The sequence below is a fragment of the Sneathiella litorea genome (assembly GCF_009882915.1).
GTDB classification, from domain to species: domain Bacteria; phylum Pseudomonadota; class Alphaproteobacteria; order Sneathiellales; family Sneathiellaceae; genus Sneathiella; species Sneathiella litorea.
This window is the reverse complement of the sequence record NZ_WTUW01000009.1, coordinates 278,042-300,973: the sequence shown is the minus strand read 5'-3', so window position 1 is coordinate 300,973 and position 22,932 is coordinate 278,042. Positions and strand designations below refer to the sequence as shown.

The window sequence follows — 22,932 nt, the reverse complement described above, 5'->3', positions numbered from 1 at the left end:
TGCCTTCGACGCTTAAGGTTCTGTAATGTGGAAAAAACCGTGATGCTCCGGCATTAACGGTTTTTTTGTTTGCATCATGTCGGCGTTCCGCCCTATGTCAAGGGATCAGGGAGTAAACCCAAAAGGGGAGCCGTCATGTTAATGCCAAAACCGAACGCCGATGTGCTGGCCAAGCGCGATGCGCTGGTGGCGGGTTTGCGGCGGATCGTCGCCGATCCTGAAGGTGTTATCGACGACAAGGACGATTTGCGCGCTTTTGAATGCGATGGCCTCAGCGCCTATCGCCAGCTTCCCATGATCGCCGTCCTGCCCGCCACTGTGCGGGAAATTTCCGATATCCTCAAATATTGCCAGGCCGAAGGGGTCAATGTAGTGCCGCGCGGCGCCGGCACCTCGCTTTCCGGCGGCGCCCTGCCGCTCGCGGACGGTGTACTGCTCGGCCTTGGCAAGTTCAACAAGATCCTTGAGATCGATTATGACAACCGCTGTGTCGTCGCGCAGCCCGGCGTCACCAACCTCGCTATTACCGATGCGGTGAAGGGCGACGGCTTTTACTATGCGCCGGACCCGTCGAGCCAGATTGCCTGCTCCATCGGCGGCAATGTGGCGGAGAATTCGGGCGGCGTGCATTGCCTGAAATACGGCCTGACCACCCACAACCTCCTCGGGATCGAGATGGTGACCATGGACGGCGAGATCATCCGCCTTGGCGGTAAGCATCTCGATGCGGAGGGGTATGACCTCCTCGGCGTGATGACCGGCTCTGAGGGGCTCTTGGGCGTGATTACCGAGGTAACGGTACGCATTCTCCGCAGCCCGGAACATATCTCCGCGCAGTTGATCGGTTTTCCCTCCAGCGAGCAGGCGGGCGATTGCGTGGGGAAAATCATCGGCGCGGGCATCATTCCGGCGGGCATGGAGATGATGGATCGCTATGCCATTCACGCGGCGGAGGAATTCTGTCACGCGGGTTACCCGCTGGATGTGGAAGCGCTGCTGATTGTCGAGCTGGATGGGCCGGAAGTCGAGATTGCCCATTACCAGACCCAGATTGACGCCATCGCCAAGGACTGCGGCGCGACCGTCAGCCGGATCAGCGAGACCGAAGAGGAACGCATGACCTTCTGGGCCGGGCGCAAGGCGGCCTTCCCGGCGGTCGGGCGTATTTCCCCGGATTACATGTGCATGGACGGCACCATCCCGCGCAGCCAGCTCCCGAAGGTGCTCAAGCGCATGAACGAGCTGTCGAAACAGTATGGCCTGCGCGTCGCCAATGTCTTTCACGCCGGCGACGGCAACCTGCATCCGCTGATACTGTTCGATGCGAATAATCCCGGCGAGCTTGAGAAATGCGAAGCCTTTGGCGCGGATATCCTGAAACTCTGTGTTGAGGTGGGCGGCGTGCTGACCGGCGAACATGGCGTCGGGATCGAGAAGCGCGACCTGATGGGGGAGATGTTCTCGGAAGAGGACCTCAAGCAGCAGCAGCGGCTTAAATGCGCGTTTGACCCGGATGGGCGGCTTAACCCGGGGAAAGTCTTCCCTGTGCTGCATCGCTGCGCCGAGCTGGGCAAGATGCATGTTCACAATGGCGAATTGCCGTTCCCCGACATCCCGAGATTCTAGGCCGATATGCAAATCAGTAAAATCACCGAAGAACAGCAAATTGCCGATATGCTCGACTGGGCGCTCGCGGGCAAGCATGGCCTCACGATCCAGGGCGCGGGCAGCAAGGCCGGGATCGGCCGTCCCGTCACGACAGAGCAGGGGCTTGATCTCTCCGGCCTCACCGGGGTTGAGATGTATGAACCGGCCGAGCTGGTGATGAAGGCGAAGGCGGGCACGAAGGTTTCCGAGATCCAGTCGCTCCTCCGCCAGAGCGAGCAGCGCCTTGCTTTTGATCCCCCGGATTACGGGCCCTTGCTCGGCGGAGCCGCGGAGGCGGGGACACTTGGTGGTATTTTCAGTGCCAATCTCTCCGGTGCCGCGCGCATCAAGGCGGGTAGCGCCCGTGATCATCTACTGGGGGTTCAGGGCTTCACCGGCCGCGCGCAAGCGTTCCAGACCGGCAGCCGGGTGATGAAAAATGTCACAGGCTATGACCTTTGCAAGCTGGTCGCGGGGAGCTACGGCACCCTCGCCATCGCCACCTCGCTCACCTTCAAGGTGCTGCCACGCCCGGAAAAGACCCGAACGGTCCTGCTTTATGATGTACCGCTGGAGAAGGCGCAGCCGATCATGAACCGGGGGCTATCCTCCGTCCATGATATAGCCGCCGCGGCGTATCTGCCCGCCGATATCGCCGCCACATGCGATATTGACTATATCCGGGGTCCGGGAAAGTCGGTGCTGGCCCTTAAAATAGAGGGGCCGGGCCCGTCTGCTGAATTCCGTTGCACCGCCATCCGCGAAATGTTCGAGGGGGAGGGCGCGCAGGAGGAATTGCACGGCCATAATTCGGAAAGCTTCTGGCGTTTTGTCAGCAATGCGAGCGCCTTTGCAGGGTCGGAGCGGCCACTCTGGAAGGTCTCGCTGCCACCTGCGAATGCCGCAACAGTAATTGCCGCCATTCGCGATAAGGCGGAGGAGGCAGACTATTTCCTCGACTGGGGCGGCGGTCTTGTCTGGGTGCAGATGCCCGACGGGCTGGCGGATGGCGGTGAAGGCCTCGTCCGGGGCGCGCTTGACGGGGCAGGTCATGCGACCCTCATTCGCGGATCGGAAGCCTTGCGGGGAAAGATTGCGCCGTTCCAGCCGCAGCCGACGGCCATCCAGAAAATAAATGCGCGCATCAAGGATGGCTTTGATCCGGAAAACATTCTCAACCCCGGGCGCATGTACGAACATGAAGATGTGAAGGTAAGTAGCTGAGATGAAAACAGAATTTTCCATCCTTCAGCTTGCCGATCCGAAGTTCGCCCGCTCTAACGATATCTTGCGGAACTGCGTCCATTGCGGCTTCTGCACCGCGACCTGCCCGACCTATCTTGAACTCGGGGATGAGCGCGACAGTCCGCGCGGGCGCATTTACCTGATGCAGCAGATGCTGGAAAGCGGGGAACCCGCCCCGGCCTCCACGGTGCAGCATCTCGATCGCTGCCTGTCCTGTCTGTCCTGCATGACGACCTGCCCGTCGGGTGTGGATTACATGCATCTGGTGGAGCATGGCCGCGACTATATCGAGGAAACCTATAAGCGCCCGCTGTTTGACCGGCTGCTCCGCGGTGTGCTCGGCATCGTGCTGCCGCGCCCCACGCTGTTCCGTCTCGCGCTCTTCGGGGCGAAGCTGGCGCGCCCGGCAAAGGATCTCTTTAGCGGGCCGTTGAAGGCGATGCTGGACATGGCGCCGACAAAGCTGCCGCCTGCCTCCCGCCTGGATAGCCGCCGTGTTAATCCGGCGGGCGGGAAACGAAAGATGCGCGTTGTCCTGATGACTGGCTGCGCGCAAAAGGTGCTCGCGCCCGAGATTAATGACGCGACCATCCGCCTGCTCAACCGCCACGGGGTCGAGGTGATCATCCCGAAGGGGGCTGGCTGCTGCGGCGCGCTGCCGCTGCATATGGGGAAAGAGAAGGACGCGCAAGGCTTCGCTCAGGCCAATATCCGCGCCTGGGACCGCGAGATGGAGGGGGACGGGCTGGACGCCATCATCATTAACACCTCCGGCTGTGGGACCACGGTGAAGGATTACGGCGAACTGTTCGCCCATCACAAGGACAAGAAGCTTGCCCAACAGGCCGGGAAGGTCGCCGCGATTGCCTGCGATATCACGGAATTTTTGAGCCGCATTGAGCTAACGCCGCCGAAAGTGACAACCGGGCTGAAGGTTGCCTATCATTCCGCCTGCTCGCTCCAGCATGGCCAGCAAATCCGCAAGGAGCCGAAAGACCTCCTTGCCCAGATGGGCTTTGAGGTGGCGGATATCCCGGAATCCCATATCTGCTGCGGCTCTGCGGGCACCTATAACCTGTTGCAGCCGGAACTTTCGGCCAAGCTGAAGGCACGGAAAGTCGCAAATATCGCGAAAACCACGCCGGACCTCGTCGCGGCGGGCAATATCGGCTGTATCGCGCAGATCGCCTCCGGCATGGACCTTCCCGTGGTGCATACGGTGGAGCTTCTTGACTGGGTGACGGGCGGACCGAAGCCGTCTGCGTTACAAAAAGGCGGCTGAGCGTCCGCTCACAAATTTGTGTATTTTTGTGGCGTTACCAAAATCGCCAAAACGCCCTATACTTATTGTATGGGACGACAAATTCTAAAGCTTATCCTGATTGCGGGGCTCCTTTTCTGGGGCAACCCGGCGTTTGCCCGGCAGGATGACCCGAAGCTGGATGAGCTGTTCGAGCAGCTCGCCGAGACGGAGGACTTCCAGAAAGCAAAGGTGATCGAGGGGAGTATCTGGAAAATCTGGCTGACCTCGGGCAGCGACACGGTGGATTTCCTGATGCTTCAGGGGATCAGCTATATGAGCCGGGGGGAGTTCGGCAAGGCCCTTTCTCTTTTCTCCACTGTTATCAAGGTCGACCCGGAATTCTCCGAAGGATGGAACAAGCGGGCGACGGTGCTGTTCCTGATCGGGGAGTATGACAGCTCGATCGAGGATATCGGCCGGACGCTGGAGCTGGAACCCCGCCATTTCGGCGCGCTGTCCGGACTAGGCCAGATTTATGATCTGCAGGACATTGAGGAGGGTGCGCTCTCGGCCTATGAAAAGGCGGTCAACCTCAACCCCCATATGCCCGGCGTGAAGGCGCGGCTCGACCAGCTTATTGTCGAGAGGGACAAGAAGCGAATCTGATCCTTCACATCTGACTTACTGTTCCCCAACCCAGGCGATACGCAGGATATTGGTTGATCCCGGTGTGCCAAATGGTACGCCTGCCATGATCACGACCCGGTCTCCGGGCCTTGTGAAGCCTTCGGCAAAGGATATTTTGCATGCCTTATCCACCATTTCCGCGAAATTCTTGGCGTCAGAGGTGTGAACGCAATGCAGGCCCCAGACGAGGGCGAGCATACGGGCGGTCTTGAGTGCTGGGGTCAGCACCAGAACCGAGGTTTCCCCGCGTTCCCGCGCAGCGCGTAAAGCGGTGGAGCCGGAGGTGGTGTAGGTGACGATGGCCGCCGCACCGATGGTGCTGGCGACCTGTGAGGCGGCGGCGCTGATCGCATCGGCGGTGGTTGCCTCCAGCTCGCCATGCTTGGCGTCGATAATACTCCGGTACATGGGGTCACGCTCGGTCACCTCGGCGATATCGCTCATCATTGAGACCGCTTCCAGCGGGAACTCTCCCGCGGCACTCTCCGCCGAGAGCATGACCGCGTCCGTTCCGTCATAGATGGCGTTGGCGACATCGGTCACCTCGGCGCGGGTCGGCACGGGCGCGGAAACCATGCTTTCCAGCATCTGCGTTGCGACGACGACGGGTTTACCAGCCTCGCGCGCGCGGGCGATGATTTTCTTCTGGATGGAGGGAACCTCCTGGATGGGCATCTCGACGCCCAGATCCCCCCGTGCCACCATGATCGCATCGGCAAGGTCGATAATTCCGTCCAGCGCCTCAACGGCGGCGGGCTTTTCGATTTTCGCCATGACGGCGGCGCGCCCGGCAGCGATTTTCTTGACCTCGGCGATATCCTCGGGCCGCTGCACGAAGGACAGCGCAATCCAGTCAACACCAAGACTGAGGGCGAAATCGAGATCGCGGCGGTCCTTGTCGGTGAGCGGACTCATTCGCACGAGAGCATTCGGGATATTGACCCCCTTGCGGTCGGAAATCTTGCCGCCGACGGTGACCTCGCACTCCACAAAATCCTTGCCCGCCGTGACCACCGTGAGCTTGAGCTTGCCGTCATCGAGTAGAAGAATGCTGCCATTCTCAAGGCTTTCAAGGACAGCCGGATGGGGGAGCGAGACACGATTCTTGTCGCCGGGTGTATCATCAAGGTCAAGGCGGAATTTCGCGCCATTGTCCAGCATGACCGGTCCATTGCCGAAAGTGCCGATGCGGATTTTCGGACCCTGCAGGTCGGCGAGGATGCCGATAGGACGGCCAACCTGCATCTCCAGCTTGCGGATGGCGGTATAGCGTTCCTCATGATCCTTATGGTCGCCATGGCTGAAATTGAGACGGAAAACATCCGCACCTGCCAGATGCAAGGCCTCAATGCTGTCGGCGCTGGAGCTTGCCGGGCCGAGGGTGGCTATGATCTTTGTTTTCCTAAGTCGTCGCATTGATTTACTACTCGTTACTGGAGGTTGCTCTATGCATGGTGACTTATACTACTCTTTTTATGACACTCATGTGAGGGGCATTATCGGTTTTTTCACAAGCCGGAATAGAAGGGACCCCAAACATTGAATAGCATCAGGCCTTTTGCGGTGTGAATGCAGTGGCAGGAACAGAAAACAACAGCTTTATTCTAAAATTGGACCTTTCAGATTCCCGTCGTTGTAAGTCGCGCCGCGATTGGGATAGTATCATCCGGTTCCGTAATTTATGATTGAGACCCATGACAGACAGCACTTCACCCGTATTTGACATTCAGCATCCCGACAGCGACAGCGCCCTGTTGCTGACCGTCGATCATGCAAGCCGCCATATCCCGGAAGACTATAACAATCTGGGCCTGGCTGATCACTCCGTGCTGGCGCGGCATATTGCCTGGGATATCGGGATCGAGGATGTGACCCGCAGGCTGTCCGACAAGTTGAAGGCGACGGCGATCTATGCGCGCTTTTCACGCCTGCTGCTGGATGCCAACCGCTACCCGCACGATCCGGCAAGTACGCCCGTGATCAGCGATGGCGTTGAAATCCCGGCAAATCAGGATATGACCGAGGCGGAGAAATCCCGGCGGGTCGAGACGTATTTCACGCCCTACCAAGGCGCCATTACTGACCTGATCGGGAAGAAGCGAGAGACGCATGAGGTGCCGCTGCTGATCTCCATGCACAGCTTCACCCCGGTGATGAATGATTTCGAGCGGCCGTGGCATATCGGCGTGCTGTGGGACAGGGACCCGCGTATTGCCCTGCCGCTGCTGAAGATATTGCGCGAGAACAGTTCCCTCGTGGTGGGCGATAACGAGCCCTATTCGGCGCGAGAGCCCCTCGGCTACACCATGAATGAACATGGCATGAAGCGGGGTATTCCCAATGTCGCCATCGAAATCCGGCAGGACCTGATCGACACCCATCAAGGGGCCGAGAAATGGGCATCCATCATGGCCGATGCGTTGACCCGTCTGGGGCCGCTTGAACCCTATGAACCGGGAGAGACAGGATGAGTATCAAGGAGCCGACCTTCACCATCGGGATTGAGGAGGAGTATCTGCTCGTCGATCTGGAGACCCGCGACCTTGCCATCGAGCCGAGCGAGGATATTCTCGCCGAATGCGAAAAGCGGCTGCCCAAGCATCTGGTGACACCGGAATTTCTCCGCTCCCAGCTGGAGGTCGGCACCTGTATCTGCAGTAATATTTCCGAGGCAAGGGACGCGCTGAAAGAACTGCGCGGTACCACGGCGGAGGTCGCGAAGAAGCATGGCCTTGGGGTGATGGCGGCGTCGATCCATCCTTTCGCGGACTGGCATCAGCTCAAGCACACCCCGAAGGAGCGCTACGATACGATCGCCCGCGATCTGCAGGCGACGGTACGGCGGATGATGATCTGCGGGATGCATGTGCATTGCGCGATCGAGGACCCCGAGCTCCGCATCGACCTGATGAACCAGGCGAGTTATTTCCTGCCGCATTTACTGGCGCTCAGTTCCTCGTCGCCCTTCTGGCGGGGGGAGGAGAGCGGCCTCAAATCCTATCGTGTCACGGTATTCGATGCGCTGCCGCGGACGGGGCTGCCGGACCGGTTCGAGAGCTTTGGCGAATATACCCGGCTGGTCGATACGCTGGTCGAGGCCGGCACGATCGAGGATGGCACGAAGCTCTGGTGGGACATGCGTCCGTCGGCGAAATTCCCGACACTGGAGATGCGGCTTGCCGATGTCTGCCCGCTGCTTGAGGATGCGCTGACCGTCGCCGCGCTTTATTCCTGCATCCTTCGCATGCTGTACCGGCTGCGCCGCAATAACCAGCGCTGGCGCATTTATCCGCAGACACTGGTGGAGGAGAACCGCTGGATTGCGCAGCGCTTCGGCGTTGAGGGGAAGTTGATCGATTTCGGCATTCCCGCGCCGGTGCCGCTCGCTGACCTGATCGAGGAGATTATCGAGCTGACCGCGGAGGATGCGGCCGCACTTGGCTGCGAGGCGGAGGTGCAGCATGCACGCGAGATTATCCGCCGCGGCTCTTCTGCCGATCGACAGATCGCCTGCTACCGGGCGGCGGTTGCGGCTGGGGACAGCAAGGAGGCAGCACTGATAAAAGTTGTCGATCAGGTCTTGAACGAAACCGTTTCCGGCATAGACTCATAAACAATGGCGCATTGATAAAGGGAGAAGAAAATGGACCAGGAAACACTGGAACTTGAAGCCGCGGCCTATCGTCGCCTGCGCGATCACTTGCGCGGACGCACCGATGTACAGAATATAGACCTGATGAACCTCGGCGGCTTCTGCCGCAACTGCCTCGCCAACTGGTATATGGAGGCGGCGAACGAGAAGGGCATCGAGATGGACAAGATGCAGGCGCGCGAGATTGTCTACGGCATGCCGTTTGACGAATGGAAGGCGAAATACCAGAACGAGGCGACGCCGGAGCAGAAGGCCGCGTTTGCACAGAGTCACAAGGACCACTAGACGGCGCGGGGGCAAAAAATTTGCCGAAAGGCATGTACTTGCCCTGCCCATAAATGCTAGAAAGCCCGTCCGGAAATATTTCCGGTCAGTTCGCATATATATATTCACGGAGAAGGTAAGTTATGGCTGACGTCGGCGGTGTCGCAGCGGATCATTTGCGGTCCTATATCGAGAGAATTGAGCGTCTGGAAGAAGAGAAAAAGGGTATCGCGGACGATATCAAGGAAATCTTCGCCGAGGCCAAGGGCACGGGCTTTGACGTGAAGGCCATGCGCGCCGTAATCCGCCTTCGCAAGATGGACAAGGCCGACGTGCAGGAACAGGAATATATGATTGACCTGTACAAGCATGCGCTTGGCATGGCCGCCGAGGAAAATCCGGCGGAAGAGGACGCGGGGAACGAAGCCGAAGCGGCCGCGTTCTAGACTAAATCGTTTTTACGATGACAGGACAGGCTGATGCAGTTTCCATATGAACCGCATCAGCCAGATTCTTTAATTTCCTTGCGGAAACGGTGTTAAACAGCGCCGATCAGGAACACCCCACCAACGACGGAGATTGCGCCGCCACCGATGCGGATGGCGATATTCCCGGCCCGGGAGTTGCCAAGCGCTCCAATCCCGATCCCGCAGAGATGCAGAAGACCCGTGGCCAGCACAAACCCGACGCCATAGGCAACCGCATTGGCCGCCGCCGGCAATTCCGCGCCGTGCGCATGACCATGGAACATGGCAAAGAAGGCAACGACAACCCCGGCAATCCATACCGGTGGGCGGACCATAAAGACAATCAACAGCCCCAGAACGATCGCGGAGGCGGCGATGCCGGCCTCAACAGCGGGAAAAGCGATACCCATGAAGCCAAGAAGGGCCCCCAAGGCCATCACGAGCGGGAAAACGACAGGCAGGACCCAGATCCCGGGCTTGCCAAGAAAGGCGCACCAAAGTCCAACGGCAACCATGGCAACAACGTGATCCCAACCCAACACTGGATGGGCAAAACCGCTGCTGAACCCTCCGGCAATACCCGCACCGGTATGGGCGAAGGCTGGACTGGCCAACAGAAGACTGGTGGCGGCGACGGCAATCGCTGTTGTAAAGGATTTAGACATCATATCTCTTATTTTCCGTTTCTCTTTGATTATGTTTCTAAGGTTTGGGATTTCCGGCAACGGTAACGCAGGCGTCTCCTGCTTGCAAGCCTGACAGGATTTTCGGTCACTCCGGATATGGAAATATATCTCCGCCGCAGCCGGCCTGTCACGGATTGCTGCCTCTTGTATTCGAGGGTGCAATAATTAAGTGCATAAAGAGCCTGTTATAAATCCACAGGTGGTTAGGAGCCATGACGAAATTTTCCACAGATGCGGCGGGCTTTGCGGCCCTCACCATCTCCGAGCTGATGTTGCAGCAATGTGTGCTGTCCGGCCTGTTCACGGCGGAGGAGGCACGTCGTCTGCTGGTTTCCGCCGCGCGCCGCCATGAGGATGCGGCGGATGGTCCGGAGGAGAAAATCGCCCTCAATATGGAGGCGGCGCATTTGATCCGCGCGCTTGGAGGTGGCCTTGAGCCGCTATTTCGCGAACAGCGGGACAGCGCGAAGGCTACCCCGTCCAGTAATTCCAGCCCGAAAAGCCGCCCCAACTGGGTCCGCTTTCCCGACTGACTATGTTTTCTTGAGCACCCGCCTGGTGCTCTGCGGGTATTTTTCCATCAGCGCGGCGGGTCGAACGGGACGGTGGGTGAAATTCCCGCCGCAATTGGGGCAGACGGCCTGATGTACCCCCTGCGCGCAAGTCTCGCAGAAGGTGCATTCAAAGCTGCAGATATAGGCATCGACCTCGCCATTTGGCAGGTCCGTGTTACAGGTCTCGCAGTTGGGCCTCAGCTCCAGCATCGTCGCACCTTTTCCTTTATTCCGCCGCCTGCTTTTGTGGCTCGGGGCTCTTGAAGCTGGCGAGCAGGTTATCGAGATCGCCGCGATAGACTGTAATCGCCTTGTCCTTCACATGGCCGTAGCCGCGGATCTGCTGGGGCAGGGCCGCAATCTCGACCGCGATGGCGTGATTGGCGGCGGTCAGGCCGGAGAGAAGCTCATTGACGATACTTTCAAACTCCTTGATCAGCGCACGCTCGATCTTGCGGTCCTCCTGATAGCCGAAGATATCAAGTGGGGTACCGCGCAATCCCTTGAACTTTGCGAGGAAGCCAAAGGCCTTCATCATATACTGGCCGTATTCCTTCTTTTTCAGCTCCCCGGTATCCGGGTCGCGTTTCGCGAACAGCGGCGGGGCGAGATGGAATTTGAGGTGGTAATCCCCGTCCATCATCCGCTCCACCCGTTTCATGAAGCTGGTGTCGGTGTAGAGGCGGGCAACCTCATACTCATCCTTATAGGCGAGCAGCTTGAAGTAGGAACGGACCACCGCCTCGGTGAGGGCCGTGCTGCCCGGCAATACTTCGCTTTCCCGGTCGCGGACACGGCCAATCAAGTCGCTGTAGCGACGGGCGTAGCGGGCGTTCTGGTATCCGGTCAGGAACTCGACCCGGCGGGAGATCATTTCCTCCAGATCCTCCGTCGGTGCCGTCCGCAACTTCGGACCCTTCAACTCCTCAACCTCTTTCAGCACCCGGTCCGGATCATGGGCCATCACGCGGCCCCAGCCGAACGCCTTCTTGTTGAACGGAACGGCGACGCCGTTCAGTTCCACTGCGCGCAAGATCGCTTCCTCGGTGAGCGGGATCAGCCCTTTCTGGAAGGCAAAGCCCAGCATAAAGAGGTTGGTGGCGATGGAGTCGCCGAGCAGCGTGGTCGCAATCTCGCTCGCCTCGATCAGGTCGCATTGATCGGGGCCGATGGCCTCCCGGATATGATCGAGCGTGTCCTTCACCGGGAAGGGCGCGTCGGGATTGAGAGTGAAATCCATGGTCGGGGAGGGATGCGCATTGATCACCGCATGGGCGACATTCACATCGAATTTCGCAAGGCTGTCATAGGAGCCCGAGACAACCATGTCGCAGCCGATGAGAAGGTCTGCGCGGCCCGCAGGGATGCGGACAGCGTTGATGTCTTCCGGTTTCGGAGCGATATGCACATGGCTGGTGACGGCGCCGCCCTTCTGGGCGAGGCCTGCCTGATCAAGGACGGAAATGCCCTTGTCCTCCAGATGGGCGGCCATACCGAGAAGCGCGCCGATAGTGACAACGCCGGTGCCGCCGATCCCGGTGATCAGGATGCGGTAGGGGGCGTTCAACTCCCGCATCGCCGGCATGGGAATACCGTCCGCCGGGTTTTCCGCCGCATGGGGGGCGGCCTTGCGCAGCTCACCACCCTCGATGGTGACGAAGCTCGGGCAGAAGCCGTTGACGCAGGAATAGTCCTTGTTGCAGGTGGACTGGTTGATGGTCCGCTTGCGGCCGAATTCTGTCTCGATCGGCTCGACCGACAGGCAGTTCGACTTGACAGAACAATCGCCGCAGCCTTCACAGACGAGATCGTTGATAATCACGCGCTTGGCCGGGTCGGGGAAGGTACCGCGCTTGCGGCGGCGCCGTTTCTCGGCGGCGCAGGTCTGGTCATAGATGAGGATGGAGACGCCCTTTTCCTCCCGCAGGTGACGCTGGATCTTGTCGAGGTCATCGCGATGATGAATGGTCGTGCCTTTTGGCCAAGGCGTGCCTTCGGGATATTTTTCGGGCTCGTCCGTCACCACGCGGATGACAGAAACACCTTCGCCCTCCAACTGCTGGGCAATCTGCCAGGGCGTGAAGTTATCGCCGAGCGATTGTCCGCCGGTCATGGCGACAGCGTCGTTATAGAGAATCTTGTAGGTCATGTTGGCCTTCGCCGCGACTGCCTGCCGGATCGCGAGAATGCCGGAATGGTGATAGGTCCCGTCGCCCAAGTTGGCGAAGATATGCTGCTCGTCCGTGAAATGCATCTGCCCGACCCACGGCACGCCTTCACCGCCCATCTGGGTAAAAGTGTCCGTGTTGCGGTTCATCCAGGTGACCATGAAATGACAGCCAATCCCGGCAACGGCGCGGCTCCCCTCCGGCACGACGGTGGAGGTGTTATGCGGACAACCGGAGCAGTAGAACGGGGTGCGCACCAGCTTGGCCGGTTTTGCGTCGAGCTGCTTTTCCTTGCGGTCGAGGAAGGCGAGACGGTTCTCAATCGAGTCCGAGGTGTAGAAGCGACGGATGCGGGCGGCGATCACGCGGGCGACCATGGCCGGGGTCAGTTCCCCGGTGGAGGGTTGCAGCGGTTTCTTGTTCTCGTCAAATTTGCCAAGGATACGCGGGCGAATGCCGGTATCCCAGTTATAGAGCTGCTCCTTCATCTGGTTTTCGATGACCGCGCGCTTTTCCTCGATCACCAGCACTTCCTCAAGCCCTTCGGCGAACTGGCGGATTCCGTCTGGCTCCAAAGGCCAAGGCATACCGACCTTGTAGACGGTCAGGCCGATATCTGCGGCGAGCTCGTCCGTAATGCCAAGATCGCGGAGCGCCTGCCGCACGTCATAATAGGATTTGCCGACCGTCACGATACCGAAGCGGCGCTTGGGGCTGTCCATGGTCACCCGGTCGATATTGTTGGCCCGGGCGAAGGCGCGGGCGGCGTAAATTTTATGCTGGTTGAGGCGCACTTCCTGATCAAAGCGGTTGTCATGGGGCTGGATATTGAGGCCCCCCTCCGGCATCTCGATATTCGGGCGGATGAAATTACCGCGGGTCGGGGAGACATAGACGGAGGCGCCACCCTCCACCGTCTCGGAGATACATTTGAAACCGATCCAGAGACCGGAGAAGCGCGACATTTCAAAGCCGAGCATGCCATAATCGAGAATCTCCTGCACATTGGCGGGATGCAGCACCGGCATCATCCAGCCAGCAAAGCTATGCTCGCTCTGATGCGCGATAGAGGAGGAGACAATGCCGTGGTCATCACCCGCAAGCGCGAGAACCCCGCCATATTTTGAGGTGCCGGCGCTATTTGCATGGCGGAAGACGTCGCCGGTCCGGTCAACGCCCGGACCCTTGCCGTACCACAGCCCAAACACGCCGTCATAGCGCGCGCCTTTAAACAAATTAAGCTGCTGGCTGCCCCAGACGGCTGTTGCCGCGAGGTCCTCATTGACGCCCGGTTCAAACTCGATGTCATTTTCTTTGAGAATTTTGGAGGCTTTCCAGAGAGACTGGTCATAACCCGCGAGCGGAGAGCCGCGATAGCCTGAGATAAATCCCGCCGTATTCAACCCGGCCGCGCGGTCGCGCTCCTTCTGCATTAGCGGCAGGCGCACCAGCGCCTGAATACCGGTCAGGAATACACGGCCCTCTTCGAGCGTATATTTGTCATCCAGCGACACATTGGCTAACGTCATCTCTTGCCTCACTCCCATTAGAAAAAGACGGTTACTTTGAATGATATAAGGAGTTTATCATGAAAGGCAAAAAAGGTCAATAATGCTGACTTAAATATTTTTTCATGGATATTTCATCGGATTTTTTTTGACTTTTCCGGGGCAAAGGTGCTTTTGAAGAGGCAATTAAATTCAACTGATTTTTCAAAAGGTTTGTCATGACCATTCTGGTGACAGGGGCGGCAGGTTTTATTGGCATGCATGTTGCCGAGGCACTTTTAGGTGCGGGCAGGCGGGTGGTCGGTATCGACAATATGAACGACTATTATGAGGTCGGCCTGAAGGAGGCCCGGCTCGCACGGCTGACAGACTACGAGAACTTCACCTTCCACAAGGTCGATATCGCTGATCGCGCGGCTTTTGCGGCGGCGCTGGAGGTTTATACGGATATTACCGAGGTGGTGCATCTGGCGGCGCAGGCCGGGGTCCGCCACAGCCTGACCCATCCGTTTGACTATGCGGACGCGAATGTCACGGGATTCCTTACCATCCTTGAATATTGCCGCAGCCTCAGAAAGCTGGATCATCTGGTTTATGCCAGTTCCAGCTCCGTCTATGGCGCAAATAACGAGCTTCCTTATTCGGTGTCTCAGGCGACGGACCGGCCCGTTTCCCTCTACGCGGCGACGAAAAAGGCGAATGAGCTGATGGCGTACAGTTATGCCCATCTCTATGGGCTGCCGCTGACGGGGCTGCGCTTCTTCACTGTTTATGGCCCTTGGGGTCGCCCGGATATGGCCTACTGGCTGTTTACCGATAAAATCGTCAAGGGGGAGCCGGTGCAGATCTATAATCATGGCGATATGATGCGGGATTTCACCTATATCGACGATGTGGTGTCCGGCGTTCTCTCGGTGCTGGCGCATCCGCCGGTTGAAACTGCGGCAGGACCGGCCCACCGGGTCTATAACATCGGCAATAACAAGCCGGAAAAACTTCTTGATTTCGTCGCGGTTATCGAGAAGTCTCTCGGCCTTGAGGCGCAACGGGAACTTCTTCCGATGCAGCCGGGCGATGTGAAGGAAACCTTCGCCGATATTGACCCGATCCGTCGGGATGTGGGATATGAACCCGTAACATCCCTGAAGGAGGGACTGCCGAAATTCGTCGAATGGTACCAGGATTACAGCAAGGATTAACGATTTATGTCGGCAGAGTTCGATATCAGCCAGATACAGAATATTATCGATCACGGTATTCCCCATTGTGCGGAAATTGGCGTGAAGGTTCATGACATGGATGCGGACGGGGTGACGTTCAGTCTGCCGTATCAGGAACGGTTTGCGGGGAACCCCATCAGTGGCGTCCTGCATGGCGGGATTATCACGACCCTGATCGATACAGCGGCGGGCATGTGTATTTATGCGAGACTGCAGAAATATATGCCGATTGCGACGCTGGATTTGCGCATTGACTACCTGAAGCCCGCGACGCCGGGGGAGGATGTGTTCACCCGCGCAACCTGTTACAGGGTGACCAAGCAAATCGCCTTCACCCGCGCCATTGCCTATCACAGTGACCCGGATGACCCGATCGCCAACAGCGTTGGGACTTTCATGCTGAAATCCTCCAAGGGGACACCGCTTAATGAGGCGGCTGCCCAAAGGGGGAAATCATGAAAAACCTGACAACGGAAGATTTCGTCACCCTGATCGAAACGGCGAAGGCGAGCAAGGACTGGCAGCCGGTATTCGACATCATCCCGTATTTCTCCTTTCTCGGCCTCCGGCTTGAACCGTCTGACGACAAGCTGATCTGCGTCCTGCCCGAAGAAAAGAAGTTTATCGGGAACCCAACCCTGCCGGCGCTGCATGGCGGGGTCGTGGGGGCGTTTCTGGAAAGCACCGCCCTGGTCCATCTGTTCGCGACGCAGGAGGTGACCCGCCTGCCGAAAATCATCAATATCACGGTGGAATATCTCCGCTCCGGCAAGCCCATCGACACATATGCCGAGGCCATCATCACCAAGCCCGGCCGCCGGGTTGCCAATATGCGGATCGAGGCCTGGCAGAAAGACCGGAACAAGCCGATTGCCGCCGCCCATGCCAATTTCCTTGTCAGTTAGGGAATGCTTCCTAAATGATCAGAGAGCGCCTTTTTTTGTTGGAGTGAGTTTTACATGACCGAAGTTGCCCTTGCCAATTTGCCCGAATGGGACCTGAGCGATCTTTACCCGTCGCGGACCTCACCGGAACTGATCGAGGATCTGGATACGGCGGCGCGGGATGCAAAGGCCTTCGCCGAGCAGTATAAGGGAAAACTCACCGAACTGGACGGGCAGGGGCTGTATCTCGCCATCGCCAAATATGAGGAAATCGGCGAGATGGAAGGACGGATCATGTCCTATGCCTATCTGGTCTATGCGGGTAATATGTCGGACCCGGATATCGGCAAGTTCTTCCAGACCATGCAGGAGAAAATCAGTGCCATCGGCACCGACCTTCTGTTCTTCACATTGGAACTCAACCGGGTTGAGGAAGACAGGCTGCAGGCGATGTATGAGGCGAGCAGCCTCAAGAAGTACGAGCCTTGGCTCAATAATGTCCGGGCCTTGAAGCCCTACCAGCTTTCCGACGATATCGAGAAGCTGCTGCATGAGAAGGATATCTCCGGGCGGAGCGCCTGGGTGCGCCTGTTCGATGAGACGATTGCCGGCCTCAAGTTCGAGATTGATGGCGAGGAAATGGCCTCCCAGCAGGCGTTGCACCTGCTGTCCAATCCGAATGCGGAAGTCCGTAAGAAAGCTGCCAAAAGCATCGGCAAGGTGTTTGGGGAAAATGTCCGGCTGTTCTCGCTGATTACCAATACCCTTGCGAAAGACAAGGCAATCGAGGATGAGTGGCGTGCCGCGCCCGAGCCCGCAACCATGCGCCATCTGTCCAACCAGGTCGAGGCTGACGTGGTGAACGCGCTTTCCAAGGCCGTGCAGGATGCCTATCCGAGGCTGTCGCATCGCTATTACGCGATCAAGGCAAAATGGATGGGGCAGGACAAGATTGATTACTGGGACCGTAATGCGCCGCTGCCTGATTCCGATGACCGTGTCATCCCGTGGGACGAGGCGCGCGATACGGTGCTGGAGGCCTATGGCCGATTCTCGCCTGAACTGTCAGAACTTGGCAAGGAGTTCTTTGAAAAACCATGGATTGACGCCTCTGTCCGTCCCGGCAAGTCGCCCGGCGCCTTTGCCCATCCGACAGTGCCAAGCGTGCATCCCTACCTCCTGCTCAACTATCAGGGCAATATCCGCGATGTGATGACGCTCGCCCATGAGCTGGGCCATGGCGTGCATCAGCTTCTGGCAGCGCCGCAGGGCGGCCTGCTCGCCGATACGCCGCTCACTTTGGCCGAGACGGCCAGTGTTTTCGGGGAGCAGCTCACCTTCCGTGCACTTCTTGAAAAGGAAACTGATCCTGACAAACGGCGGATCATGCTGGCCGGCAAGGTGGAGGATATGCTCAATACCGTAGTTCGCCAGATCGCCTTTTATGAATTTGAGCGGCGCCTGCATGACGCCCGAAAAGAAGAGGAGCTCTCTCCTGACCAGATCGGCAAGATCTGGATGGATGTGCAGAAGGAAAGCCTTGGTCCTGCGATCCGGCTGCATGACGAGTATCAGTATTACTGGAGCTATATCCCGCATTTCATCCATTCGCCCTTCTATGTTTATGCCTATGCCTTTGGCGATTGCCTCGTGAACGCGCTCTACGCCATCTATCAGGAGGCGGAGAGCGGCTTTCAGGACAAATATTTCGATATGCTGAAGGCGGGCGGGACGCTCCGGCACAAGGAATTGCTGGCGCCGTTCAATCTCGATGCGTCGGACCCGGCCTTCTGGTCGAAAGGTCTGAGCGTGATCGAGGGCTTTATTGATGAACTGGAAGCGCTTTAGGCGGCTGTTTGGTCGCTTTTTATTGCATTGCACACGACAATCTGTTGCCCGACAGGCATTTTTCGGTATATTTCAGGTCAAATTATTCGTTACCTGAAGAAAAGAGGGGTCTGTCAAGATGAGTGAACAAGGCAATATGGACATTTCGGCGCAGCGGGAATCTTACGGGGCATTCATCAAGCTGTTTAAATACAGCACAATTTTCCTGGTGATTCTTCTGTCTCTGATGGGCTTTTTCCTTACTTGAGGCAAGCCGACTGCTGGCGTGGCCGGTAGCATCCATTGGCACGGCGGGGCGCCTTTCTACCCCGCAATAAATAACAGATAAAAGGATCGATTATGAAGATCGCCATCCCCCGGGAGCGTAGGGAAAATGAAAAGCGCGTCGCGGCATCGCCGGACTCTGTAAAGAAGTTCGTTGGTCTGGGCGCCGAGGTAATTATCGAGACGGGAGCCGGTGTCGCCAGTTCCTTCTCCGATGCGGAATTCGAGGCCGCGGGCGCAACCATTGCCCCCGATGAGGCCAGCGCTCTGAAAGACGCCGATATCGTGCTGAAAATCCAGCGCCCGCTTACCAAGGAAGAAGGTGAGGACGAGATTGCCCTGATGAAGAAAGGTGCAACTCTGATCGGCCATCTTGCCGCGCTGCAGAACAAGGATCAGGCTGCGGAGTATGCCAAGGCCGGAATCACAGCGCTCTCGTTAGAGCTGCTGCCGCGCATCAGCCGCGCCCAGTCCATGGACATTCTCTCCAGCCAGTCAAACCTCGCCGGCTATAAGGCCGTGCTGGACGCGACGTCGGAATATGGCAAGGCCCTGCCAATGATGATGACGGCGGCCGGAACCATCGCGCCCGCCAAGATTTTCATTATGGGGGTCGGTGTTGCCGGTCTTCAGGCAATCGCTACCGCCCGTCGCCTCGGCGCTATCGTGACCGCGACGGACGTGCGCGCCGCGACGAAGGAGCAGGTTGAGAGCCTCGGTGCGAAATTCGTCATGGTCGAAAGTGACGAGACCGGCGAGACCGAAGGCGGCTATGCCAAGGAAATGAGCGACGACTACAAGAAACGCCAGGCGGAGCTTGTGTTTGAGCATATCAAGAAACAGGATATCGTTGTTACCACCGCCCTGATCCCGGGGCGTGAGGCACCGATCCTCATCACCGATGAAATGCTCGCCGTGATGAAGGCGGGCTCGGTTATCGTCGATCTCGCGGTTGAGGCGGGGGGCAATGTCACCCAGTCGAAGCCGGGCGAGGTTGTGACCACCGACAATGGCGTGAAGATCGTCGGCCATCTCAATGTCCCGAGCCGGCTGGCGAGCGATTCCTCGTCCCTGTTCGCGAAGAATCTTTTCAACTTCCTCAATCCCATGATCGACAAGGAAACGGGGAGTTTAAACCTGAACTGGGAGGACGAGCTTATTCTCGGCACCGCGCTCACCCGCGATGGCAACATTATCCACCCACAACTAACCGAGGGAGGGAACTGATTATGGATATGGTAGATCCAACCGTTTTCCGGCTTGCCATTTTTGTGCTCGCCATTTTTGTCGGCTACTATGTGGTCTGGAGCGTGACACCGGCCCTGCATACGCCGCTGATGGCGGTGACCAACGCGATTTCCTCGGTGATTATCGTCGGGGCGCTGATTGCGGCGGGTCCGGCAGAGGTGAACCTCGCCAAGATCTTCGGCTTTATTGCCATCGTGCTCGCCTCGGTCAATATCTTCGGGGGCTTCCTTGTGACACAGCGGATGCTGTCCATGTACAAGAAAAAACAGAAATAAGGGGGACAATCCGTGTCAGCTAACTTTACGGCGCTTGCCTATCTGGTCTCCGCCATCCTTTTCGTTCTGGCGCTGCGTGGCCTGTCCTCACCGGACAGCTCCCGGCGCGGGAATATCATGGGTATGGCCGGTATGGCCATCGCCATCATTGTCACTATCCTGCGGCCCGACGTTCTCTCCTATGAGTGGATCATCGGCGGCATTGTCGTTGGCGGCGCCATCGGCGCGGTGATTGCCCAGCGCATCGCCATGACCGCCATGCCGCAGCTTGTGGCGGCATTCCACAGTCTCGTCGGTCTTGCCGCCGTGCTGGTCGCTGCGGCCGCTTTCTACAACCCGGACGCCTATGGTATTCTCGGCGCGAACGGCGAACTGACCGTTCTTTCCCGCGTGGAAATGTCTATCGGTATCGTTGTCGGCGCCATCACCTTCTCCGGCTCCATCATCGCCTTTACCAAGTTGCAGGGGCTGGTCTCCGGCAACCCGGTGATTTTTCCGGGGCAGCATTTCGTCAACCTGCTGATCGGCCTTGCCATCGTCGCGTTGATTATCTGGTTCTGCCTTGATCTTGACCCGACGATCTTCTGGGCGATGACCATCCTGGCCTTCGTCATCGGCTTCCTGATCATCATCCCGATCGGCGGCGCCGATATGCCGGTGGTGGTCTCGATGCTGAACAGCTATTCCGGCTGGGCGGCAGCGGGTATCGGCTTTACGCTGGAAAACACCGCGCTGATCATCGTCGGCGCGCTGGTCGGCTCTTCCGGTGCGATCCTCTCCTACATCATGTGTAAGGCGATGAACCGCTCCTTCTTCAGCGTGATCCTCGGCGGCTTCGGCGGCGATACGGCAGCGGCCGGTCCCGACAAGGGCGACCGTCCGTACAAGGCGGGCTCTGCTGACGATGCGGCCTTCATCATGAAGAATGCAGGCAAGGTCATCATCGTGCCGGGCTACGGCCTCGCGGTGGCGCAGGCGCAGCATGCCCTGCGCGAGATGGTCGATGCCCTGAAGGAAGAGGGCGTTGAGGTTGTCTATGCCATTCATCCGGTCGCCGGGCGTATGCCGGGCCATATGAATGTGTTGCTGGCCGAGGCTCAGGTCCCTTATGACGAGGTGTTCGAGCTGGAGGAAATCAACTCCGACTTCTCCGGGGCCGATGTGGCGCTGGTGGTGGGGGCGAACGACGTGACCAACCCGGCCGCGCGCGATGACCCGTCCAGCCCGATCTACGGCATGCCGATCCTTGATGTGGACAAGGCGCGGACGGTTCTGTTCGTGAAGCGCTCCATGTCATCCGGTTACGCCGGCATCGACAACGATCTTTTCTATAAAGACAACACGATGATGCTCCTCGCCGACGCGAAGAAAATGGTCGAGGATATCATCAAGGCGCTCTAACAACCGCGCCACCCAAAGCAAAAGCCGCTGGTGAGAGCCAGCGGCTTTTTTTGTGATCTCGCTCACTTGACCCTGTCAGGGAAAGGGCCATCTCCGTGAGAGAGATTATAAAGGATAAGAAAATGCGTATTTTATTGATCGGGGCGGCGCTGTTTCTGCTCGCGGCCTGCCAGACGACGACGGCGGAGCAGGACCCGGACCTGATGTGCTGTACCTGGGGCAATCACCAGCATCCGTGAACCAGCGGTGAAGGCGCTCTCCTAGTAGAGATTCTCTTTATAGGCGACCTCAAGATAGGCGTCGGCCTCTGCAGCGTCCATCCCGGCGATCTGATCGGCCATCACCTGTCCCAGCGTCGGGAAGCTTGAGCGTTCGACCTTATTATCCTCCGCCCACAGCTTGGAGCGGATCAGCGCCTTTGCGCAATGCATATAGGCCGACTTTACCTCAACCAGAAGCGCCGATGTCGGAGGCTTTCCATCAACGGCCTGCCGGTCCAGAAATTTCGGGTCGGTTGTGATTGTCGCGTTGCCATTAATGCGCAGGGTCTCGTTTATTCCGGGCACCAGAAAGATCAGGCCAACGGCTGGATTGCGGATGATGTTGATCAGGCTGTCGAGACGGTTATTGCCGCGCCGGTCGGGGATGAGCAGGGTCTTGTCATCCAGCACCGTGACAAAGCCCGGCGCATCGCCGCGCGGGGAGGCATCGGCCGTGCCGTCGCCGCCATCGGTTCCCATCACCAGAAAGGGCGAAAGCGCGATGAAGTTCCGGCAATGCTTGTCGAGCCGGGAAATCTCCTTCTTGATGGCCCGTTCCCCCGGCTGCTTGTAAATGCCGTACAGTTCCTCGACGGTGGTAATTGTATGCTCTGTCATGGTTATTTCCCTGCTTGTTCTTCTTTCAGCCCGGGTATCATACCCGCCTTACGCGCGTAGTTATAGTGGAGATTTTTTGATGTGGATCAATGCCAGACGCAGATGATTTGGTCTACACTTTTGCCACTCTCCTTCCCATATCGCGGAGTTCGCCGTGTTTTATGATCGCTTTACCCGTTTCCTGCATTTTCTATTTGCCTTCGGTATTGTCGCCCAGCTTTTAACCAGTGAATGGATGGTCCATCCAAAGCCGGACCGGGCCGCCAATTTTCTCTATGAAATTCATGAGAAGCTGGGCGTCGCGCTGCTGGTCGTGCTGGTTATCCATTGGCTTTGGTCGCTGGTCCGTCGTGGTCCGGTGCCGTTCGGCCAGGTTTTCCCGTGGGCCAGCGCCACGCGCCGCGCTGCGCTTTGGCAGGATATCAAGCATTACCTTGCGTCCATCCTGAAACTGCGTCTTCCCGGCGTGGATGAGCCGAGCCCTCTCGCGGGGGCCATACAGGGGGTCGGGTTGGTGATTGCCACCGTGATGGCGGCGACGGGCACATTGATCTTCTTTAATATTGGCGAAAACGGGCAATTCAGCAGCTGGCTCGCTCTTGTTAAAGAAGTCCATGAGTTCTTTGGACCGGTCCTGTGGGCCTATCTTGTGGTTCATGTCGGTGCGTCGGTCCTGCATGAAATTCTTGGGCACCGGATTATCCATCCGATGTTCAGTATTCGCAAAAAGAAACCGGACGCCTGACGTGATTCGGGATTCTGTAATTCCTTGAATTTATTGAGAAATTATATC

The 22,932-nt window shown here is 58.1% G+C and carries 22 protein-coding genes and 1 pseudogene; 18 read left to right on the top strand and 5 right to left on the bottom strand.

All coding sequences use genetic code 11. From position 1 onward, the window contains the following. The first annotated feature begins 135 nt into the window (after positions 1–135). The 4 genes from GQE98_RS15415 to GQE98_RS15400 all read left to right on the top strand — a co-directional run bounded on the left by GQE98_RS15415 (position 136) and on the right by GQE98_RS15400 (position 4,801). The gene (locus tag GQE98_RS15415) at positions 136–1,626 is read left to right on the top strand and encodes an FAD-linked oxidase C-terminal domain-containing protein (RefSeq protein WP_161316602.1); all 1,491 of its coding nucleotides are present in this window, start codon (positions 136–138) and stop codon (positions 1,624–1,626) included. A gap of 6 nt (positions 1,627–1,632) precedes the next feature. Next, positions 1,633–2,871, top strand: coding sequence for an FAD-binding protein (locus GQE98_RS15410; RefSeq protein ID WP_161316601.1), 1,239 nt, complete (start codon positions 1,633–1,635; stop codon positions 2,869–2,871). A 1-nt stretch (position 2,872) separates the two neighbouring features. After that, complete coding sequence (glcF, locus tag GQE98_RS15405; protein ID WP_161316600.1) at positions 2,873–4,174, top strand: glycolate oxidase subunit GlcF; 1,302 nt, start codon at positions 2,873–2,875, stop codon at positions 4,172–4,174. A 69-nt stretch (positions 4,175–4,243) separates the two neighbouring features. Then, entirely contained in the window at positions 4,244–4,801 is a 558-nt protein-coding gene (locus GQE98_RS15400; RefSeq protein ID WP_161316599.1) for a tetratricopeptide repeat protein, read from the top strand. A gap of 15 nt (positions 4,802–4,816) precedes the next feature. On the opposite strand, the gene pyk is transcribed toward GQE98_RS15400, so the two are convergent. After that, positions 4,817–6,238 (bottom strand): pyruvate kinase, encoded by a 1,422-nt coding sequence (gene pyk / locus GQE98_RS15395; protein WP_161316598.1) that lies wholly within the window; start codon positions 6,236–6,238, stop codon positions 4,817–4,819. A gap of 278 nt (positions 6,239–6,516) precedes the next feature. Between pyk and GQE98_RS15390 the strand changes: the two genes are divergently transcribed. The 4 genes from GQE98_RS15390 to GQE98_RS15375 all read left to right on the top strand — a co-directional run bounded on the left by GQE98_RS15390 (position 6,517) and on the right by GQE98_RS15375 (position 9,184). Beyond that, a complete protein-coding gene (locus GQE98_RS15390; RefSeq protein WP_161316597.1) occupies positions 6,517–7,293 on the top strand; it encodes an N-formylglutamate amidohydrolase in 777 nt (258 codons plus the stop codon). Between the two features lie 2 nt (positions 7,294–7,295). Next, entirely contained in the window at positions 7,296–8,435 is a 1,140-nt protein-coding gene (locus GQE98_RS15385; protein ID WP_161317362.1) for a carboxylate-amine ligase, read from the top strand. 30 nt (positions 8,436–8,465) lie between these two features. Further along, positions 8,466–8,759 carry a DUF1244 domain-containing protein gene (locus GQE98_RS15380; protein WP_161316596.1) on the top strand — a complete coding sequence of 98 codons (294 nt, stop codon included), beginning with the start codon at positions 8,466–8,468 and terminating at the stop codon, positions 8,757–8,759. A gap of 122 nt (positions 8,760–8,881) precedes the next feature. After that, positions 8,882–9,184: a DUF2312 domain-containing protein gene (locus GQE98_RS15375; RefSeq protein ID WP_161316595.1), complete on the top strand. Its 303-nt coding sequence runs from the start codon at positions 8,882–8,884 to the stop codon at positions 9,182–9,184. Between the two features lie 92 nt (positions 9,185–9,276). Here GQE98_RS15375 and GQE98_RS15370 read toward each other — a convergent pair whose 3' ends face one another. Continuing rightward, positions 9,277–9,873: a HupE/UreJ family protein gene (locus GQE98_RS15370; RefSeq protein ID WP_202526339.1), complete on the bottom strand. Its 597-nt coding sequence runs from the start codon at positions 9,871–9,873 to the stop codon at positions 9,277–9,279. A 230-nt stretch (positions 9,874–10,103) separates the two neighbouring features. Here GQE98_RS15370 and GQE98_RS15365 point away from each other — a divergent pair, with 230 nt between their 5' ends. Next, complete coding sequence (locus GQE98_RS15365) at positions 10,104–10,424, top strand: hypothetical protein (RefSeq protein WP_161316594.1); 321 nt, start codon at positions 10,104–10,106, stop codon at positions 10,422–10,424. Here the strand turns inward: GQE98_RS15365 and GQE98_RS18490 are convergent, their stop codons facing one another. Both GQE98_RS18490 and GQE98_RS15355 read right to left on the bottom strand, forming a co-directional pair. Next, positions 10,425–10,655, bottom strand: a complete 231-nt coding sequence (locus GQE98_RS18490; RefSeq protein WP_161316593.1) for a DUF1272 domain-containing protein — start codon at positions 10,653–10,655, stop codon at positions 10,425–10,427. It lies immediately after the preceding gene. 16 nt (positions 10,656–10,671) lie between these two features. Next, positions 10,672–14,142 (bottom strand): indolepyruvate ferredoxin oxidoreductase family protein, encoded by a 3,471-nt coding sequence (locus GQE98_RS15355; protein ID WP_161316592.1) that lies wholly within the window; start codon positions 14,140–14,142, stop codon positions 10,672–10,674. Positions 14,143–14,339: 197 nt separating this feature from the next. Here GQE98_RS15355 and GQE98_RS15350 point away from each other — a divergent pair, with 197 nt between their 5' ends. The 8 genes and pseudogenes from GQE98_RS15350 (at position 14,340) to GQE98_RS15315 (ending at position 21,261) form a co-directional block, all read left to right on the top strand. Next, positions 14,340–15,320 (top strand): NAD-dependent epimerase/dehydratase family protein, encoded by a 981-nt coding sequence (locus GQE98_RS15350; protein WP_161316591.1) that lies wholly within the window; start codon positions 14,340–14,342, stop codon positions 15,318–15,320. Positions 15,321–15,326: 6 nt separating this feature from the next. Further along, positions 15,327–15,800, top strand: coding sequence for a PaaI family thioesterase (locus GQE98_RS15345; RefSeq protein WP_161316590.1), 474 nt, complete (start codon positions 15,327–15,329; stop codon positions 15,798–15,800). Next, on the top strand, positions 15,797–16,246 hold the full coding sequence (locus GQE98_RS15340) for a PaaI family thioesterase (protein WP_161316589.1): 450 nt from the start codon (positions 15,797–15,799) through the stop codon (positions 16,244–16,246). Before GQE98_RS15345 ends, GQE98_RS15340 begins: the two co-directional genes overlap by 4 nt. A gap of 54 nt (positions 16,247–16,300) precedes the next feature. Beyond that, complete coding sequence (locus GQE98_RS15335; protein WP_161316588.1) at positions 16,301–18,073, top strand: M3 family oligoendopeptidase; 1,773 nt, start codon at positions 16,301–16,303, stop codon at positions 18,071–18,073. 118 nt (positions 18,074–18,191) lie between these two features. Further along, positions 18,192–18,320, top strand: a complete 129-nt coding sequence (locus tag GQE98_RS15330; protein ID WP_161316587.1) for an aa3-type cytochrome c oxidase subunit IV — start codon at positions 18,192–18,194, stop codon at positions 18,318–18,320. A gap of 92 nt (positions 18,321–18,412) precedes the next feature. Next, a complete protein-coding gene (locus GQE98_RS15325) occupies positions 18,413–19,564 on the top strand; it encodes a Re/Si-specific NAD(P)(+) transhydrogenase subunit alpha (RefSeq protein ID WP_161316586.1) in 1,152 nt (383 codons plus the stop codon). A gap of 11 nt (positions 19,565–19,575) precedes the next feature. Further along, positions 19,576–19,860 (top strand): annotated as a pseudogene (locus GQE98_RS15320) (NAD(P) transhydrogenase subunit alpha part 2); the annotation flags it as partial. Between the two features lie 12 nt (positions 19,861–19,872). After that, positions 19,873–21,261: an NAD(P)(+) transhydrogenase (Re/Si-specific) subunit beta gene (locus tag GQE98_RS15315; RefSeq protein ID WP_161316584.1), complete on the top strand. Its 1,389-nt coding sequence runs from the start codon at positions 19,873–19,875 to the stop codon at positions 21,259–21,261. A gap of 260 nt (positions 21,262–21,521) precedes the next feature. Here GQE98_RS15315 and GQE98_RS15310 read toward each other — a convergent pair whose 3' ends face one another. Next, complete coding sequence (locus tag GQE98_RS15310; RefSeq protein WP_161316583.1) at positions 21,522–22,139, bottom strand: pyridoxamine 5'-phosphate oxidase family protein; 618 nt, start codon at positions 22,137–22,139, stop codon at positions 21,522–21,524. Positions 22,140–22,293: 154 nt separating this feature from the next. Between GQE98_RS15310 and GQE98_RS15305 the strand changes: the two genes are divergently transcribed. Next, on the top strand, positions 22,294–22,884 hold the full coding sequence (locus GQE98_RS15305; protein WP_161316582.1) for a cytochrome b/b6 domain-containing protein: 591 nt from the start codon (positions 22,294–22,296) through the stop codon (positions 22,882–22,884). The last annotated feature ends 48 nt before the right edge of the window (positions 22,885–22,932 follow it).

Coding starts and splice junctions, on each gene's coding strand:
- GQE98_RS15350 (WP_161316591.1), top strand. CDS start 14,340: ATGACCATTCTGGTGACAGGGGCGGCAGGTTTTATTGGCATGCATGTT.
- GQE98_RS15410 (WP_161316601.1), top strand. CDS start 1,633: ATGCAAATCAGTAAAATCACCGAAGAACAGCAAATTGCCGATATGCTC.
- pyk (WP_161316598.1), bottom strand. CDS start 6,238: ATGCGACGACTTAGGAAAACAAAGATCATAGCCACCCTCGGCCCGGCA.
- GQE98_RS15370 (WP_202526339.1), bottom strand. CDS start 9,873: ATGATGTCTAAATCCTTTACAACAGCGATTGCCGTCGCCGCCACCAGT.
- GQE98_RS15415 (WP_161316602.1), top strand. CDS start 136: ATGTTAATGCCAAAACCGAACGCCGATGTGCTGGCCAAGCGCGATGCG.
- GQE98_RS18490 (WP_161316593.1), bottom strand. CDS start 10,655: ATGCTGGAGCTGAGGCCCAACTGCGAGACCTGTAACACGGACCTGCCA.
- GQE98_RS15330 (WP_161316587.1), top strand. CDS start 18,192: ATGAGTGAACAAGGCAATATGGACATTTCGGCGCAGCGGGAATCTTAC.
- GQE98_RS15340 (WP_161316589.1), top strand. CDS start 15,797: ATGAAAAACCTGACAACGGAAGATTTCGTCACCCTGATCGAAACGGCG.
- GQE98_RS15375 (WP_161316595.1), top strand. CDS start 8,882: ATGGCTGACGTCGGCGGTGTCGCAGCGGATCATTTGCGGTCCTATATC.
- GQE98_RS15325 (WP_161316586.1), top strand. CDS start 18,413: ATGAAGATCGCCATCCCCCGGGAGCGTAGGGAAAATGAAAAGCGCGTC.
- GQE98_RS15390 (WP_161316597.1), top strand. CDS start 6,517: ATGACAGACAGCACTTCACCCGTATTTGACATTCAGCATCCCGACAGC.
- glcF (WP_161316600.1), top strand. CDS start 2,873: ATGAAAACAGAATTTTCCATCCTTCAGCTTGCCGATCCGAAGTTCGCC.
- GQE98_RS15335 (WP_161316588.1), top strand. CDS start 16,301: ATGACCGAAGTTGCCCTTGCCAATTTGCCCGAATGGGACCTGAGCGAT.
- GQE98_RS15345 (WP_161316590.1), top strand. CDS start 15,327: ATGTCGGCAGAGTTCGATATCAGCCAGATACAGAATATTATCGATCAC.
- GQE98_RS15355 (WP_161316592.1), bottom strand. CDS start 14,142: ATGACGTTAGCCAATGTGTCGCTGGATGACAAATATACGCTCGAAGAG.
- GQE98_RS15365 (WP_161316594.1), top strand. CDS start 10,104: ATGACGAAATTTTCCACAGATGCGGCGGGCTTTGCGGCCCTCACCATC.
- GQE98_RS15380 (WP_161316596.1), top strand. CDS start 8,466: ATGGACCAGGAAACACTGGAACTTGAAGCCGCGGCCTATCGTCGCCTG.
- GQE98_RS15310 (WP_161316583.1), bottom strand. CDS start 22,139: ATGACAGAGCATACAATTACCACCGTCGAGGAACTGTACGGCATTTAC.
- GQE98_RS15400 (WP_161316599.1), top strand. CDS start 4,244: ATGGGACGACAAATTCTAAAGCTTATCCTGATTGCGGGGCTCCTTTTC.